The organism is Ensifer sp., from assembly GCF_035999135.1.
GTDB lineage: Bacteria > Pseudomonadota > Alphaproteobacteria > Rhizobiales > Rhizobiaceae > Ensifer.
Map to the genome: position 1 here is coordinate 59,728 of NZ_DASYGZ010000103.1, position 15,781 is coordinate 75,508.

At 63.1% G+C, this 15,781-nt stretch carries 14 protein-coding genes; 9 read left to right on the top strand and 5 right to left on the bottom strand.

Annotated elements, in window-relative coordinates; genetic code table 11:
* Positions 1-46 precede the first annotated feature (46 nt).
* The 4 genes from VGO12_RS12545 to VGO12_RS12560 all read left to right on the top strand — a co-directional run bounded on the left by VGO12_RS12545 (position 47) and on the right by VGO12_RS12560 (position 5,428).
* Positions 47-1,096 carry an ornithine cyclodeaminase gene (locus VGO12_RS12545; RefSeq protein WP_327513086.1) on the top strand — a complete coding sequence of 350 codons (1,050 nt, stop codon included), beginning with the start codon at positions 47-49 and terminating at the stop codon, positions 1,094-1,096.
* 410 nt (positions 1,097-1,506) lie between these two features.
* Positions 1,507-2,595, top strand: a complete 1,089-nt coding sequence (locus VGO12_RS12550) for an extracellular solute-binding protein (protein ID WP_327513087.1) — start codon at positions 1,507-1,509, stop codon at positions 2,593-2,595.
* A 17-nt stretch (positions 2,596-2,612) separates the two neighbouring features.
* On the top strand, positions 2,613-4,310 hold the full coding sequence (locus VGO12_RS12555) for an ABC transporter permease subunit (protein WP_327513088.1): 1,698 nt from the start codon (positions 2,613-2,615) through the stop codon (positions 4,308-4,310).
* A 53-nt stretch (positions 4,311-4,363) separates the two neighbouring features.
* Entirely contained in the window at positions 4,364-5,428 is a 1,065-nt protein-coding gene (locus VGO12_RS12560; protein ID WP_327513089.1) for an agmatine deiminase family protein, read from the top strand.
* 99 nt (positions 5,429-5,527) lie between these two features.
* Here VGO12_RS12560 and VGO12_RS12565 read toward each other — a convergent pair whose 3' ends face one another.
* The gene (locus VGO12_RS12565) at positions 5,528-5,944 is read right to left on the bottom strand and encodes a helix-turn-helix transcriptional regulator (RefSeq protein ID WP_327513090.1); all 417 of its coding nucleotides are present in this window, start codon (positions 5,942-5,944) and stop codon (positions 5,528-5,530) included.
* Between the two features lie 398 nt (positions 5,945-6,342).
* On the bottom strand, positions 6,343-7,131 hold the full coding sequence (locus tag VGO12_RS12570) for a DUF4394 domain-containing protein (protein WP_327513091.1): 789 nt from the start codon (positions 7,129-7,131) through the stop codon (positions 6,343-6,345).
* A 190-nt stretch (positions 7,132-7,321) separates the two neighbouring features.
* On the opposite strand from VGO12_RS12570, the gene VGO12_RS12575 reads away from it, so the two are divergent.
* Both VGO12_RS12575 and VGO12_RS12580 read left to right on the top strand, forming a co-directional pair.
* The gene (locus VGO12_RS12575; RefSeq protein ID WP_327513092.1) at positions 7,322-7,873 is read left to right on the top strand and encodes a sigma-70 family RNA polymerase sigma factor; all 552 of its coding nucleotides are present in this window, start codon (positions 7,322-7,324) and stop codon (positions 7,871-7,873) included.
* Positions 7,870-8,574 carry an anti-sigma factor gene (locus VGO12_RS12580; protein ID WP_327513093.1) on the top strand — a complete coding sequence of 235 codons (705 nt, stop codon included), beginning with the start codon at positions 7,870-7,872 and terminating at the stop codon, positions 8,572-8,574. Before VGO12_RS12575 ends, VGO12_RS12580 begins: the two co-directional genes overlap by 4 nt.
* A gap of 37 nt (positions 8,575-8,611) precedes the next feature.
* On the opposite strand, the gene VGO12_RS12585 is transcribed toward VGO12_RS12580, so the two are convergent.
* From VGO12_RS12585 to VGO12_RS12595, 3 genes are read right to left on the bottom strand one after another with little or no spacing between them, the layout of a single operon-like run.
* Positions 8,612-9,613: an ABC transporter substrate-binding protein gene (locus VGO12_RS12585; protein WP_327513094.1), complete on the bottom strand. Its 1,002-nt coding sequence runs from the start codon at positions 9,611-9,613 to the stop codon at positions 8,612-8,614.
* The gene (locus VGO12_RS12590) at positions 9,610-10,992 is read right to left on the bottom strand and encodes a sensor histidine kinase (protein WP_327513095.1); all 1,383 of its coding nucleotides are present in this window, start codon (positions 10,990-10,992) and stop codon (positions 9,610-9,612) included. The genes VGO12_RS12585 and VGO12_RS12590 overlap by 4 nt, the downstream gene beginning before the upstream one ends.
* Positions 10,982-11,674: a response regulator transcription factor gene (locus VGO12_RS12595; RefSeq protein WP_327513096.1), complete on the bottom strand. Its 693-nt coding sequence runs from the start codon at positions 11,672-11,674 to the stop codon at positions 10,982-10,984. Before VGO12_RS12595 ends, VGO12_RS12590 begins: the two co-directional genes overlap by 11 nt.
* A gap of 111 nt (positions 11,675-11,785) precedes the next feature.
* On the opposite strand from VGO12_RS12595, the gene phnD reads away from it, so the two are divergent.
* The 3 genes from phnD (at position 11,786) to VGO12_RS12610 (ending at position 15,765) form a co-directional block, all read left to right on the top strand.
* Positions 11,786-12,748, top strand: coding sequence for a phosphate/phosphite/phosphonate ABC transporter substrate-binding protein (gene phnD / locus VGO12_RS12600; protein WP_327513097.1), 963 nt, complete (start codon positions 11,786-11,788; stop codon positions 12,746-12,748).
* Between the two features lie 138 nt (positions 12,749-12,886).
* The gene (locus VGO12_RS12605) at positions 12,887-14,683 is read left to right on the top strand and encodes an iron ABC transporter permease (protein ID WP_327513098.1); all 1,797 of its coding nucleotides are present in this window, start codon (positions 12,887-12,889) and stop codon (positions 14,681-14,683) included.
* Positions 14,683-15,765 (top strand): ABC transporter ATP-binding protein, encoded by a 1,083-nt coding sequence (locus VGO12_RS12610; RefSeq protein ID WP_327513099.1) that lies wholly within the window; start codon positions 14,683-14,685, stop codon positions 15,763-15,765. The genes VGO12_RS12605 and VGO12_RS12610 overlap by 1 nt, the downstream gene beginning before the upstream one ends.
* Positions 15,766-15,781 lie beyond the last annotated feature (16 nt).

Consider the following 15,781-nt stretch of genomic DNA (forward strand, 5'->3'; position numbering starts at 1 on the left):
AACGCCAGCGATGTGCCCAGCCATAACCCCTCGCAAGGACTGCCACATGGTTCTCCCTCCTTCCTCGAAAGCGCTCGTGCCCTTCGTCAGCGTCGAAAACATGATGCGCCTCGTGCACCACATCGGCCTCGAACGCATGCTGATCGACCTCACGGATGCGGTCGAAGCCGATTTCGTGAGGTGGGAGAGCTTCGACAAGACCCCACGCGTCGCTTCGCATTCACGCGAAGGCGTGATCGAGTTGATGCCGACGTCAGACGGTGAGATCTACAGCTTCAAATATGTGAACGGTCATCCGAAGAACATGGCGGAGGGGCTTCAGACGGTGACCGCCTTCGGGCTTCTGGCAGAGGTTTCGACCGGCTATCCGGTGCTTCTGACGGAAATGACGCTGCTGACGGCGCTGCGGACCGCTGCCACTTCAGCCATGGCTGCCCGGCATCTCGCGCCGAAGGGCGCCAAGGTGATGGCGATGATCGGCAACGGCGCGCAGGCGGAGTTCCAGGCGCTGGCCATGAAAGCCGTGCTCGGCATCGAGGAGATCCGGCTCTACGACATCGATCCGCGTGCGACCGAAAAGACCCGCTCGAACCTTGAGGGCTCCGGCCTGACGGTCACGGCCTGCAAAACTGCGCAGGATGCGATCGAGGGCGCCGGCATCATCACCACCTGCACGGCTGACAAGCAGTTCGCCACCATTCTCACCGACAACATGGTCGGGGCTGGCATTCACATCAACGCGATCGGCGGCGATTGCCCGGGCAAGACGGAATTGCACGGCGACATCCTTTTGAGAGCCGACACCTTCGTCGAATACCCTCCGCAAACCCGCATCGAAGGCGAGATCCAGCAGATGGCGCCGGACTACCCGGTAACCGAACTTTGGCGCGTCGTTCGCGGCGAGGCTCCGGGTCGCCGTGACGCGCAGCAGATCACGCTGTTCGACAGCGTCGGCTTTGCCGTCGAGGACTTCTCTGCCCTTCGCTATGTCCGCAACATCGTCAAAGGCACGGACTTTTATCAGGATATCGACATTATCGCTGACCCCGACGACCCGCGCGACCTGTTCGGCATGTTGCGGCGATCGGTGATGTAGGAACGCCAACGCGGACCGCGCGGCCAAACGGGCTGGCGCACCATTATTCCATCGTGTCTGAAGCGGCAGCTGGCACGATGATGACGTTTGGCGCGAGCAGTCGGCCTCTCCCTGCCGTTTCCCATCCAAACTCTGGCGCGGATCGCCGGACCCTGATCATCGCCCCGTTGGCGGCGTTGTCGATGCCGTCTTGTGTCGGGACGTGCGGCTAGCGCCGACAGGTAAAGTCACCCGGAAGGGGGACTGTCGAGGCGACAACAAGAGCGGGATAGTTCACCCGATGATCAGGTTTGGCCGCGGCGCGACGACAGAAGAAACCCTTATGCGGGGCGGGTCGTCGGCGAGGCCAGTCCGGGTCTGCCTGATCTGTTCACGCGCCCGCTGCGACGGTAATCGGAGGAAAACAGCGAATGTGGAGACTAACATATCTCACAGCGATCCTCTCCACCGCCGTCTCGCTGACTGCGGCCGCCGCAGATGACGTACGCCTGTTTTCCTGGGAGGCCTATTTCAGCGCCGACTCGATCGCGGAGTTCGAGCGCGAAACCGGCCACAAGGTGATCTACGACGTCTTCGATTCAAACGACATGGTCGAGACCCGCATTCTGGCCGGGGATTCGGGCTACGACGTCGTCACCCCAAACCTTGTGCCGCATCTGGCGCGGCAGCTGCCGCTGGGGATCTGGGCCGAGCTTGATCTGGCCAAGCTTCCGAACGCCGTCAACATGGATCCGGGACTGATGGCGACGCTCGCGAAGGTCGATCCCGGCAACAAGCATGCGGTGCCCTGGATGTGGGGCACGACCGGCATCGGCTACAATGTCGACATGGTCAAGGCGAGAATGCCGGACGCCCCCGTCGATAGCTGGAGCATGATCTTCGATCCGGCGATCGCCGCCAGGTTCGCGGATTGCGGCATCGCGATGCTGGATGATTCCGAGCAGGTGCTCGGGAGCGCGCTGATCTATCTCGGGCTCAACCCCGACACCGAAAATCCCGATGATCTCGCAAAGGCTGTCGCGGTGATTGCGGCCGTGCGCCCCTATGTGCGGCAGTTCCACGGCTCAAGTTACGTGGCGGGGCTGGCCGCCGGCGATCTTTGCGTCGCTCTTGGCTATTCGGGCGACATGCTGGTTGCGACCAATCGGGCAAAGGAGGCCGGCAAGGCCTACACGGTCGAATACCGGCTTCCGAAGGAAGGAAACCTTGTCTGGTTCGATACGCTGACAATCCCTGCCGATGCGCCCGATCCCGACGGAGCGCATGCCTTCATCAACTTTTTCCTGCGTCCCGAGATCGCTGCCAAGTCTGCGAATGAGACCGGATTTTCCACCGCCAACGCGGCCGCCCTGCCGCTCGTCGACGCCGCCATACGCAACAATCCGAACTACTACCCCACTGCGGAAGCAAGGACGAAGTTCCACCTTCCCAACGTCAAGTCCGACGACGTCGTCAAACTGTGGGATCGCGCCTGGAACCGCGCCAAAGGCATCGAATAGTGGTTGGAGCAGGCTTGGTGCAACGCCGTCTGTCCAGGCGCCTTGTGATCGGTGTGCCCTATATTTGGCTGCTGGCGCTTTTTGCATTTCCCTTCGTCTTCATTCTCAAGATCAGCCTCTCGGACCAGGCGCGGGCGAGACCGCCTTACGCTCCGCAGCTCGATCTCTCGAAAGGCTGGTCCGGCCTTCTGACCTTCCTGCAGAAACTGGATCTCGGGAACTTTCAAACTCTGATATCCGACGGGTTCTACCTGCACTCGTATGTCTACTCACTTCAGATGGCGGCACTCGGCACCATGCTGACGCTGCTTGTCGCCTATCCGATGGCCTATGGCCTGACACGCGCTCCGCGCAGCTGGCAGCCGTTCCTCCTGGCTCTGGTCGTCCTGCCCTTCTGGACGAGTTTTCTGGTCAGGATCTACGCCTGGATCACCATTCTGAAGCCGAACGGGTTCCTTGATGGCGTCGGCCAGATCATCGGGCTGGACGCTGGTCAACTTGCCCTTTTGAACACAAGTGCCGCCGTCCAGATCGGCATTGTCTATTCCTATCTGCCGTTCATGGTGCTGCCGCTCTATGCGACGCTCGACAAGATAGACGACAGCCTGCTGGAAGCCGCACGGGATCTCGGATCGTCGGCGATGCGCGCCTTCTTTGTCGTCACCGTGCCGCTGTCGATGCCGGGGGTCCTTGCCGGTTGTCTCTTGATCTTCATTCCGGTGATCGGCGAGTTCGTCATTCCCGATCTCCTCGGCCGCGCCGATTCCGCCATGATCGGCAAGACGCTCTGGACCGAGTTCTTCAACAACCGGGACTGGACGCTGTCTGCCGCGATCGCGATCGGCATGCTGATCATCCTCGCTTTGCCGATCATTTGGCTGCAGCGCGTGCAGGCGCGCGATGCGGTCCTGCAGGCGACGGGAGCGGGCATGGCCGCCGGCCGCCGGTTTTCCTGGATCAACCGGTTGTCGGTCGGGTTTGGCCTGACCTTCACCTACGTGCCGCTCATTCTCGTCATTCTCTACAGCTTCAACGCAAACCGGCTGGCGACGCTCTGGGGCGGTTTCTCACTCCACTGGTATGGCGTGCTTTTCGCCAACGAGCAGCTTCTCGCATCGGCGTGGCTATCCTTCCAGCTCGCGGCTCTCTCGGCCTCTGCGGCGACACTTCTCGGCATTCCCGCCGCCTATGCGATGGTCCGCTTCAAGGCGTTCCGGGGCAGGGGGCTTTTCGGATTTCTGCTTCTGGCGCCGATGATCATGCCGTCCATGGTCATCGGGCTGTCGCTGCTTCTTCTGTTCGTCGCGTTGGGTTTGCCGCGTGGTTTCTTCACGCTGTTTCTGGCCCACACGACCTTTTGCCTTTCCTATGTCGCAATTGCGATCCAGGCCCGGCTGGTCGATTTCGACGCAACGCTCGAGCAGGCGGCGGCGGATCTTTACGCAAAGCCGCTGACGATTTTTCGGCGGGTAACATTGCCGCTGATCATGCCGTCGGTGCTGAGCGCCTGGGCGCTCGCCTTCGTCCTGTCGTTCGACGATCTCGTCATTTCGTCGTTCACGACGGGGCCAGGCGCGACAACGCTTCCGATGCGGCTTTATAGCCAGATCCGCCTCGGTGTGACGCCGGAAATCAATGCAGCATCAACGCTGCTGATCGTCGCGGCTTTCAGCGTGCTGACGGTGCTTCGGGTTTTCAGGCGTTCTGGCAAATGATCGATAGAGGTTGGTACATGATCACGCGTAGACAAGCGATGGGGTTAGGCGCAATGGCGGGTTTGGGATGGTTCAAAAAAGCGGCGGCCGCCGGCGAGACGGCAGCGTCCGCCGGCTACTACTACCCTGACGAGGCGGCCGCCCATGAGCGGACGTTCATGCAATGGCCCGTGAGCCCTTCCGTTTACGGCGGCGACACGCGTCTGCTCGCGGAAACGCAACGTTGCATCGCCAGCATTGCCAACGCGATCTCCGAATTCGAGCCTGTGGTCATGCTGATGGACCAACGTCACCAGTCAGACGCGCGTAAGCTTCTGGGGCAGTCCGTCGAGATCTGGAACATTCCGACCGAAGATCTGTGGTGCCGCGATTCCGGTCCGTCCTTCGTGGTCAACGGCAAGGGCGGCTTGGCGATCACCCAGTTCAACTTCAACGGCTGGGGCGGCAAGCAGGTCCATCGCAATGACGGAAAGATCGCGGCCCGCGTTGCCGAGCATCTGGGACTGCGGCAATTCGACAACGGCCTGGTGGGTGAAGCCGGCGGGGTCGAAACGGACGGTCACGGGACGCTGATCGCGCACGAAAGCAGCTGGATCAACCGCAACCGCAACAAGGGCTCCAGGCAGGAGATCGAGACGATGCTGCTTGAGGCGATGGGAGCAGACAAGGTCATCTGGTCTCCGGGCATTAAGGGCGCCGACATTACCGACTATCACATCGACGCGCTTGCCCGGTTTGTCGAGCCCGGAGTCGTCCTGATCCAGATGGGAGAAGAGGTGGATCCCGATGATCCCTGGTCCGCAGCGGCGTTCCAGACACACGACCGTCTGGCCGCCGCCACGGATGCGAACGGCAAGCGACTGAAACTGGTCATCCTGCCCGATCCGGTCGATGTTCGCGTGAAAAGCGCCGACTTCGTGTCATCCTACGTCAACTATTACGTCTGCAACGGCGGCGTGATTGCCGCTGAATTCGGCGACCGCGCCGCGGACGCCGAGGCGGCGGCGGTTCTCGCCGAGCTCTACCCGGGTCGAGAGATCGTCACGCTGGATATCGACGCCCTTGGTCGACTTGGCGGTGGCATTCATTGTGCGACACACGAGCAACCGAAGGTCTGAACGGTTCGGAGCGGGTCGCATTCGTTGATTGCGACCCCACCGGCAGAGCCTGGTCTGCCTCAAGCCGGGAGACATGGCGCCACCTGGCCGATCACCTCGTCACTCCACAGCCTCATTCGCAAGCGCCTCAACCAGGTAAACGATTTTGGTTCGAAGCTTGGGATCAGGAATCCGCACAAACGCGCAATTGAGAGCCAGTCCCTCGGCAGAGCCCAGGAAACGCGCGGTTTCTCCTTCGGGCCCGACCTTGGAACCTTGCGCCCGGGACGGTGCACCGGGTCCTTCCTCGAAAAACCAGGCAACGGGAACACAAAGGTTGTCGGCGATCGCCTGAAGCCGGCTCGATCCGACGCGATTGTGACCTTGTTCGTACTTCTGAACCTGTTGGAAGCTCACGCCGAGTCCCTTCGCCAGGGTCACCTGGCTCACCCCCATGATCGCTCGCCTTAGTCGGATGCGGCTGCCAACATGGATATCCATGTCATTGGGTGCCTTGGTTTGCGGGTTGTTTGGCATGATCACCTCAAAGCTGGGCCAGAACCGACAAGGATCGCCTCACGGCGACGGAGGAGATCGTTTCTCTACGTTGCGGACCAACGTCTGGATCAGCCACGGGCGGCAGAATTCCATGTTTTTTTGGCAACGGAGATCGACGTGGAACCGGGCGCCAGGCATGCGGCCCTCTCTCCCGATTGTCGGCTCCCGAAGGGGGAAATCTCGCATCGACCTTGCGCGATGGAAATCTGGTCGGGAGACGCAAGTGTGAGTTCGCATGTTCCGACTGCCGCGCCAACCGATCGCCGTTCGGCTTGCCGCCTTCGCAGGTGGCGCCGTCACCTGGCCATCGCGACAAATGACGACCCGGCCATAGGCACAAAGGCGGGGCTCGGGCGCCCCGCCAGCCTTCGCTTGCGTTACATTACCGGAAGGACGGCGATGTCGCGCACATCTGTTTCCAATCCGGTGATGGCGCCGATCTCGGTCGCGACCCCGCTTTCCAGATCGACGGTGTAAAGCACCTTGTCGGCGACGAGGTACGCATTGTTCTTGCCGCCTTCCATACCCTGGATGTCGAAGGCAAAGACTGCCGGCATGGTCTTGAGGCCGAGCTTGCCGATCGCCTTCAGCGTGCCGTCATTCGGCTTGGTCTGCTGGATGAGCGCGCCAATCGTGGCGTCAATGTTGTACATCGCCGTCTTTTCCGGCTTGCCGATCGAGTTGGTGTAGCCGGCAGCGACAATGTTCGGGGCCTCGCCCTTGTGCATATCGCCGTCCTCGAAGGCGAGCGCGCCATCGACGGTGACGGCACCCGTGTCCGGATGGACGCGATGGTTGGTCGTGCCCGTCATGAAACGCAGGCGATCGGCCATCGGGTTGAAATCGACCACGACCGGGGCCTCTGTCATCGTCAGCATCTTGTCCATCTTGGCAACCTGTGTCGCCGCGCCCGTCTCAAGGTCGATCGCGACGATGGCATGATCGGGCGTGACGCCGATGACGGTTTTTGTGCCGGGGCGGTAATCGATGCCGACCAGCCGGTCGACGCCGGTCACCTCCATCGTCCTGGCGGCAGCGGGCTTTTCGGTATCGAACATGACGAGCGTCTTGTCTCCGGTGAGGCCGAGGACCGGGGCGGCAAGGGTGGCGCTGGCGGTCGCCGCAAATGCGGCCGATGCGATCAGAGCGAAGCAAATGGGTCTCATGTCTGTCTCCCGTGCGTTGGTTCAATTGGAAGTCGCGGCAGCTTGCCGGTGACTTCCCACCCTTGAAGACCCCACGGACGCCCGTCTGGATGCACGCGCATGAAAAAATGACGAGCCCGCATCTGGCGAGCCGGCTGGCGCGTATAGAGACGGAATGCTCGCGTTTGGCGTGCCTGAGGGGAGAGTTTGAATGCTGATGAGCTCCGTTCCGGACGATCTGGCGAGCGCACTTGCCGCTTGCGCCAACGGAGACAAGAATGCGCTGCGATCCATCTTCGACCGGGAGGCAAGCAGACTGGTTGCGATTGCCGAGCGCATCGTCCGGCGACGGGATCTCGCGGAGGAGGTCGTGCAGGAGAGCTTCATCCGCATCTGGACGCATGCCCATCAGTACAGTCCGGATCGCGGTTCCGCGCGCGGCTGGATCTACGCGATCGTCCGCAACCGCGCCCTCAATCTCCTGCGCGACAGCAGGCGCGAGTTCAGCGTCGAGGACGTGGATGTATTGCGTGAGAGCGAGCAGGTGGATGCGGTCATGGCTGCATGGCATAAGCTCGATCGCCATTCCCGCCTTTACCACTGCCTTGCGGCACTGGACGAAACGAAGCGCCACGGCATCCTGATGGCCTATGTGTCAGGCTATTCCCACGGCGAGATCGCCGGTCGGCTGCGCGTCCCGCTCGGAACGGCGAAATCCTGGATCAGGCGCGGGCTTGCTGCGCTTCGGGAGTGCATGGCATGACGGTCGGGCGAACGGATCTGGCAACGCTTGCCGACGAATATGTCCTGGGTTTGCTGGACGCGGCCGAGGCAAGCGCGGTCGAGGCCGATATGGAGCGCGAGCCCGGACTGAGGGCGGCGATCGCCGCCAGCCGCGAACGGTTCCTGCCGTTGGACGAGGGCGCCGAGGCTCTGCCTGTGCGCCCAGGTTTCTGGAGCCAGATCGAGGCCTCACTGCCAACCGGGGTCGGGACAACGGCAAGTGTCCCCGAGCCGTCGGCAAACGACAACCGCAGGAATGGCTGGCGGGCAACCGCGATCGCCGCCATCGCGGCGTCCGTGATCCTGGCGCTCGGGCTTGCCTTCAGCCTGATGAGGGCGGTCGAGCCGCTGGTCGTCGCCGTTCTGGTCGACGACAAAGGGGAGGTCCAGGCGATCATTGAAGATTTCGGAAACGAGAAGGCGACCGTGCGCTTGCTGGTCGATCTTGACGTTCCGGCTGGAAAGACGATCCAGGTCTGGACCCTGCCGTCTCGTGAGATGGGGCCGGTGTCGCTTGGCCTGATCGACAATGGACGATCCGTGCGCCTGGATGGACCGGTCCTGCCAGCCCCGCACGACAGCCAGCTCTATGAATTGACGCTGGAACAGGCAGGCGGCTCCCCGACCGGCCGGCCGACGGGGCTCATCCTTGCCAAGGGTTTGGCCAAGCTGGCGCGATAAGGGGCGGACCTGAGGTTCTTTGCCCCGGCGTTGTCCGCTAGTCCTGGATGACGAGCTGGAACCATGTGTCGAGAAATCGGCTGCGCTTGACGGCGTCGAGATAGACGAGCAATTCGGGCCCGAGCTCGATGAACTGGACGTTCTTCATGGTTGCCAGATCCTGCGATCTGGTCAGCCCGACCTTTTCCAGCGCGCTTTTGGCTCGCTCGGAAAGCAGGAAATCGACCACGTCGCCGGCGGTCGGCCGGTTTCGGGCCTTCTCCGGTATCAGAGCCGTCCAGGGCAGGGCGAGCACGTAGTCCTCGGGGATGACGATCTCGATGGACGGGTTTTCGCTCGCCCACTTTCGGGCAGCGGACAGGGGCACATTGTAGGCAAGGTCGACGCGACCTTGCGAGAGCGCTTGCAACAGCTCTTCATTGCTGTCGAATATCCGCGCCTGCGCGGCGCCGACAGCCCGGGATATGCGCCAGAAGAGGGGTGATCTGAGTGCCTCCTGCGACGCGAAGGCGTAGCTGACATTGTCGATGCCGATGTTCACCAGTCCGACCCGGCGCAGCAAGCGGGTCCGGTTTTGCTCCAGCGTGCGGGCGAGCCCGGTGCGCGTGCGCGGAACATCGATCGGCGCTATCGCGCCTTTGCGAACAACGAAAACGGCCGGATCGTAGCCGATGCTGAAGACTTCGCCGCGCCAGTGGGCATGCTCACGCGGCCGGTGCTTGATGGCCGAGGCCGGATATCGCGACGCACTTCCCTCGTTGGCGAGGTAGACCGCGAGATCCGGGGTCGGCAGGATGAGCACGTCGATCGGCTCGGCGCCGTCAACGCCTGCCAGCAACCGGGAAATGATCTGGCTCGGCCGGGCCTCACTGTATTCGGCCTGTGTGTGCGGCATGTCGGCCTCAAGCGCCTCGAGCAGCGGCTCCACCGTCGGCCGCGCGTCAACCCCGACGATTGTCAGGCGTTCGGGCGCTGCGTGCGCCAGGGCCGATCCGACCGTAACCGCTGTTAGGAGCGCGAGGGCGAAGCGGGCGATCATGCTGTGGCTCCATGTTGCGGCAGGCAGACCACGACCGACAGGCCACCGCCTGGCCGATCCTCGAGGCTGATGCCGCCGCCCATCGCCTCGGTGACCGTCCTGGCAATGGCAAGACCCAGCCCTGAGCCGGGCTTGCTGCTGTTGGCGCGCGCAAAGCGTTCGAACACCTGACTGCGCATTTCTGCCGGCACCCCGGGACCACGGTCGGACACGACGATACGGACGATTCCGTTCGTGGCGGTCACCGCGATGTCGATTTCTCCCGGGGCGTGGACAAGCGCGTTTTCGACGATGTTGCGCATCATTTCGTGCAGGCTGACGGCTTCCGCCTCGATCTCCACCGCCTCCTCCGGCAGGCTGAGCGTCAGGGTGGTGTCGAGGTTGGGATAGGAGCCCTCCGCCTGCAGGCGCCTGACGGTGTCCCGGACGACCTGCCGCGTGTCGAAGGTCTCGCGCACACGCGATTCCAGTCCATGAAGCGTGCTTGCATCCGACAGCAGCTGATTGGCGAGAACGCTGGCATCGACCGAATTTGCATGAATGCGCCGGAGCATGTCGCGCAGCCTGCCCTCGGGCACTTCGTCGACCGAAAGCTCTGCAAGGGCGCGCAGCGCCGTCAAGGGTGTGCGCAGCTGATGGGCGGCATCGGCCGTCACGCTCTTCAGGCCGACGAGCACCGAATCGAGCCGGCCCATGAACTCGTTGAGCGCGGAGATCAGCGCACTCACCTCCCTTGGCACCGGGCCCGAGACCGGGCTGAGGTCAGACGAGGCGCGGTGGCGCAGATCGGTCTCGACCGTTCTGAGCGGTGCGAAGGCCTGGCGAACCGCAAGCCAGATCAACAGGAACGCCAGGACCGAAACGGCGATCGCGGGAAGGGCGGCATTGAAGGTCAGCTGCAGTCCTAGCTGATCGCGTGCCTCGCGTGTCTCGCCGACGAGAACATCGACCCAGCCGCCGCCTGCGGCATCGGTGCTGTAGCGGGCGACGGCGGCGATGCGGATCCGCTCGCCCCTGTAGGCGCTGTCGGCCAGCCGCAGTTGCGGCCCGGTTCCGTGCGGGATCTCCAGGCCGAGGATCGGCGAACCGGTGATGATCGTTCCGTCGGGTGCGGCCACCCGGTAGAAGATGCGATTGAGCCGGGACGTGCCGAGGATCGCGAAGGCCGAATGCGGCAGGTCGACGCTCAAGGTTCCGTCTTCGATCGACACGGTGTCGGCAATTGAAAGCGCTGCAGCACCCAGCACCCGGTCGAAGGCCTCTTCGGCCGCGTTGTGCGCATTCCAGCGCACCAGCCAGAACAGGAAGAACCCGATGATGATGAGCAGGGCAGCGCCGCTGAAGAGGATGCGCCGTTCGATCGAATAGTCAGACCGCACCGCTTGTCCCGCTTTCGTTTCGCTGGCGCAGCATGTAGCCGACGCCGCGATGGGTGACGATCTCGATGTCACAGTCCTCGAGCTTGCGGCGCACGCGCGAGACCAGAAGCTCGACGGCATTCGGCGTTCCGGTATCTTCGTAGCCGAAGAGCTTCACGACCAGTTGCTCCTTGTTGACGGTGGAGCCGGCGCGGGTCGCCAAGGCTTCCAGCACGTCGAATTCGCGGCGACCGAGATCGATCGGCTGGCCCCTGAGCGTCACGGCGCGCGCTGAAAGGTCGATTGCGATCGAACCCAGGCGAAGGACAGATTGGGCAGCACCCAGGTGCCGACGAGAGACGGCCCTGATGCGCGCGACGAGCTCATGCAGGTCGAAAGGTTTGACCAGATAGTCGTCAGCGCCTAATTCGAGCAGGTCGACCTTGTCGGCGACCTGGTTGCGGGCGGTGATGACGATGACGGGGCGTGTCAGCCCGCCCTGGCGCATGGCGCTCAGGATGGCGAACCCGTCGCGCTTCGGCAGGTTGATGTCGAGGATCACCAGATCGTGGGAGGCGTTGAGGGCAAGCCGCTCGCCTTCCGCGCCATCGAACGCGGTCGTGACCTCGTAGCCTTCCTTTTCCAGTCGCATGGAAATGGCGAAGGCGATGTCCGGGGTGTCTTCGATCAGGAGAATGCGCATCGCGTGTCCAGGTGACAGGATTGTGACAGTGATACTCCCATACACAGATGGAAAGCAGATGAGAACTATGAAGCTTTCGCCGGGAGAGCGGAGCTTCGGGGAGGGGTGGACATGAACGCGCACAGGCTGTTTCTAGCCGGCCTCGCATTGGCGTGCGCGCTGCTGTTGCCTGATGCGATAGCGGCGAAAGCCGGTTGCAAGACAAGTGCCGCTCTCGACGAGCGCTACTGCGACGTGGACAGGGATTTCGTCGCGGATGCCCCGACCGATCCTGCCGAATGGCGGGACCCGCAAACGTTGGTGTGGGCTTACGCTCCGATCGAGGAGCCTGCCGTCTATGCCAGCCTGTTCAAGGTCTTCACCACCCATCTTGAGGCCTGTCTCGGCCGCCAGATCGTTTATTACCCGGTGCAGTCGAGCAAGGCCGAGATCGAAGCGATGCGGTCCGGACGCCTGCACCTGGCGGGCTTCTCCACCGGGCCGACGGTCGAGGCGGTCAATCGCGCCGGCGCCGTACCCTTTGCCGCCAAAGGCATCGGCAACGCGGTGCGCGGCTACAATCTGATCGCGATCGTGCGGGCGGATTCGCCCTTCAAATCGCTTGTCGATCTCAAGGGGCGGCGCGTCGCGCACGCGTCGGCGTATTCAAACTCCGGCCATCTCGCACCGCGCGTGCTTTTCCCCGGCGAAGGCCTGAGCCCGGGCAAGGACTACGCGCCGATCATGTCCGGTGGCCATGACAAATCCATCCTCGGCGTCATCTCGGGCGACTACGACATGGCGGCGGTCGCGTCCGACGTGTTGGAGCGCCTGATCGAACGGCGCATGGTCAAGCGCGAAGACCTGCGCGTCATTTTTACCAGCGGCAGCTTTCCGACGTCGTCCTTTGCCTATGCGCATGACCTTGCGCCACCGCTGGTCGAGAAGATGAAGCGGTGTTTCTTTAAGTTCGAATTCACCGCGGAAATGAAGAGCGAGTTTCACGGCGACGAGCGCTTCCTGCCGATCCGCTACGATCGCGATTGGGCAAGCGTGCGCGAGGTTATCGACAAGGCCGGCGCTTCCCCCTTCTGACTCCTTCCAAATGCACGATCTGATGCCGATGCGCTCAACGCGCAGGAGCGGTCGCGCGCCCACCGATCACCACGTCTCCGCCGCCCCGGGCCCAACCGCCCGACGCTTTCGGCGCGGTTTCCAACCCACGGGATTGCAATGCGAAACTTTGGCAAAGCGCTCTACAACTACAGGGTCCACAATCAGGACCCGACCACGATGGTGGGCGTCGGCCTCGTCGTGCTTTTCGCCTATCTGATCGCCGCTCCGATCCTGCTTCTGCTTTCGGACGCCTTCTTCGTCCAGTTCGCCGATCAGGCTCGATCCGGCCAGTCGATGGGCGAGGCGACGCTCTACTACTTCAACCGCGTCTTCCTGTCGGTGATCGCGAGAGACGTATTCTGGCTGCCGCTGCTTCACACCGCGACGATCGCGCTCGGCGCGATCGTGGTCGCCCTGGCCGTGGGCATACCGATGGCCTGGCTGATCAGCCGCACCGACCTGCCGGGCAAGTCGTGGTTCGCCACGGTGCTGATCATCCCCTACATGCTGCCGTCCTGGACCTTTGCGCTTGCGTGGCTGACGCTCTTCAAGAACAGGACCACCGGCGGACAGCCGAGCTGGATGGAGGCGCTCGGTTTTTCCCCGCCGGACTGGCTTGCCTATGGCGCCGTCCCGATCACCGTCATCCTGGCGCTGCACTATACGCCGTTCGTCATCCTTCTTTTCGGCAATGCGCTGCGCCAGTTCGATTCCACGCTTGAGGATTCGGCCCGCATCATCGGCGCCGGAAACGGCGTGATCGCCCGCAAGATCATCCTGCCCTTGATGCTGCCGTCGCTGGTTTCCGCCTGCACGCTGATCTTTGCCAAGTGCCTCGGCGACTTCGGCGTCGCCTATATCCTCGGCGTCCCAGTCGGCTTCGATGTGCTTGCGACCTCGCTGTTTCGCGCCATCTCCACCAGCCAGACCGGCATGGGGGCGATCATCGCGCTCACCATCGTCGTGCTCGGCACCATCTCGATCATGCTCGACATGTATCTCCTGAAGGAAGCGCGCCGCTTCGCCGTCATCGGCTCCAAGGGCTCGATGAACCGCACGACGCCGCTGCGCGGCTACAGGTTTCCCGCAGCAGGCCTTGCCATGCTGGTGTTCCTCGTCAGCGCCGTCATTCCGCTTCTGGCGCTGGCCCTGACCACGGTGATGAAGTCGCCCGGCGTGTTCACGCTCGACAATTTCACGCTCGCCTACTGGATCGGGTCCGATGTCGGCACCACGGCGCTGAAGCAGGGCATCCTGTTGACGCCGGAGTTCTGGCAGGCGACCTGGAACACGCTCTGGATCGTCGGTTCGGCCGCCCTCGGCGCCGGTTTCCTCGGCCTGCTCGTCGGCTATGCCGTCACCCGCACGTCGTCGACGATGATCTCGACGTTCCTGAGACAGGTGACGTTCCTGCCATATCTCGTGCCGGGAATAGCCTTTGCCGCCGCCTATCTGTCGATGTTCGCGGTCCAGCGCGGTCCGGTGCCCGCCCTCTACGGCACACCGATCATCCTGGTGCTGGCGATCCTTGCCGACCAGATGCCCTTTGCCTCGCGCTCCGGCATCTCCGCGATGATGCAGCTCGGGCGCGACCCGGAGGAGGCGGCACGGATCGCCGGCGCCGGGTGGTTCCGGCGGCTCACCTCGGTTGTCGTGCCGATCCAGAAGGGCGCGCTTGTCACCGGAATCCTGCTGCCCTTCATTTCCGGGATCAAGGGATTGAGCCTCGTGGTGGTACTCGCAGTCCCCGGAACGGACGTGTTGACGACCTACGCGCTGAGGCTTGTCGACTACGGCTACAGCCAGGCGGCCAACGCCGTGGTGCTGATGATCTGCATCATCGCCTTCGGCGGCACGCTGATCGTCCAGAAACTCACAAAAAGCAAATTGTCCGACGGTTTGGGAGGCAAATAATGTCAAGCATCAGCATCCGCGATGTCAGGAAGAGCTACGGCAACACGGCACAGGCCGCCGTCGAACGGCTCAACATCGAAATTCCGCAGTCCGATTTTCTCTGCCTTCTCGGGCCGTCCGGCTGCGGCAAGACGACGACGCTGCGCATGATCGCGGGCCTCGAACATCCGACAGCGGGCCAGATCCAGCTCGGCGACCGCACCATCGTGTCGGTCGAGGACGGCGTTTATGTGCCCGCCGAAAAGCGCGGCATGGGGCTCGTCTTCCAGAATTACGCGCTGTGGCCGCACATGACGGTCGAGCAGAATGTCGAGTTCGGCCTGAAACTGCGCAAGGTCGCCAAGCCCGAGCGCGAAGCGATCATCGGCGAAGTCCTCGAAAAGCTCGCCATTGCCCGCTACCGCACACGTCTGCCGTCGCAGCTGTCCGGCGGGCAGCAGCAGCGCGTGGCGTTGGCCCGCATGCTGGCGCTGAAGCCGGACGTCATCCTGCTTGACGAACCGTTGTCGAACCTCGACGCCAAGCTGCGTCTCGACATGCGGGCGGAGCTGAAGCGGATCCATCAGGAACTGGGCTCCACCATCGTTTTCGTTACCCATGACCAATGGGAGGCGATGACGCTCGCAACCACGATCGCCGTCATGAGCGAGGGCGAATTGCAGCAGCTCGGCACCCCCGACGATATCTACGACCGCCCGGCCAACCGCTTTGTTGCCGAGTTCGTCGGCAACCTGCCGATCAACATCATCGAGTTGGGCAAGGAGCGATCCGGGGCGCTGGTCGACTGGATGCGCGGCTCTCTGGCACAAAAGGCGTTGCAGCAGACGGTCGGTTCCGTCGGCATCCGCCCCGAATCCGTGCGCCTGTCGCGCGCAAGCGTCGATGGCGGCCGGGAGGCCCGGATCGTCGAGGTGGTGCCGACCGGCGGAAGCTGGATCGTCGAGCTCTCGGTCGAAGGCGAGCGCTTCTTCGCCATCGCCGGCGAATTGCCTGAGGCCGTTCGCGGCGAAAGCGTCTTCTTCCACGTCGAGCCGCAGCATCTGCACGTCTTCGATATCGAAGGCAGGCGGATCGCCGCCTGACCGCACCCCACCCATT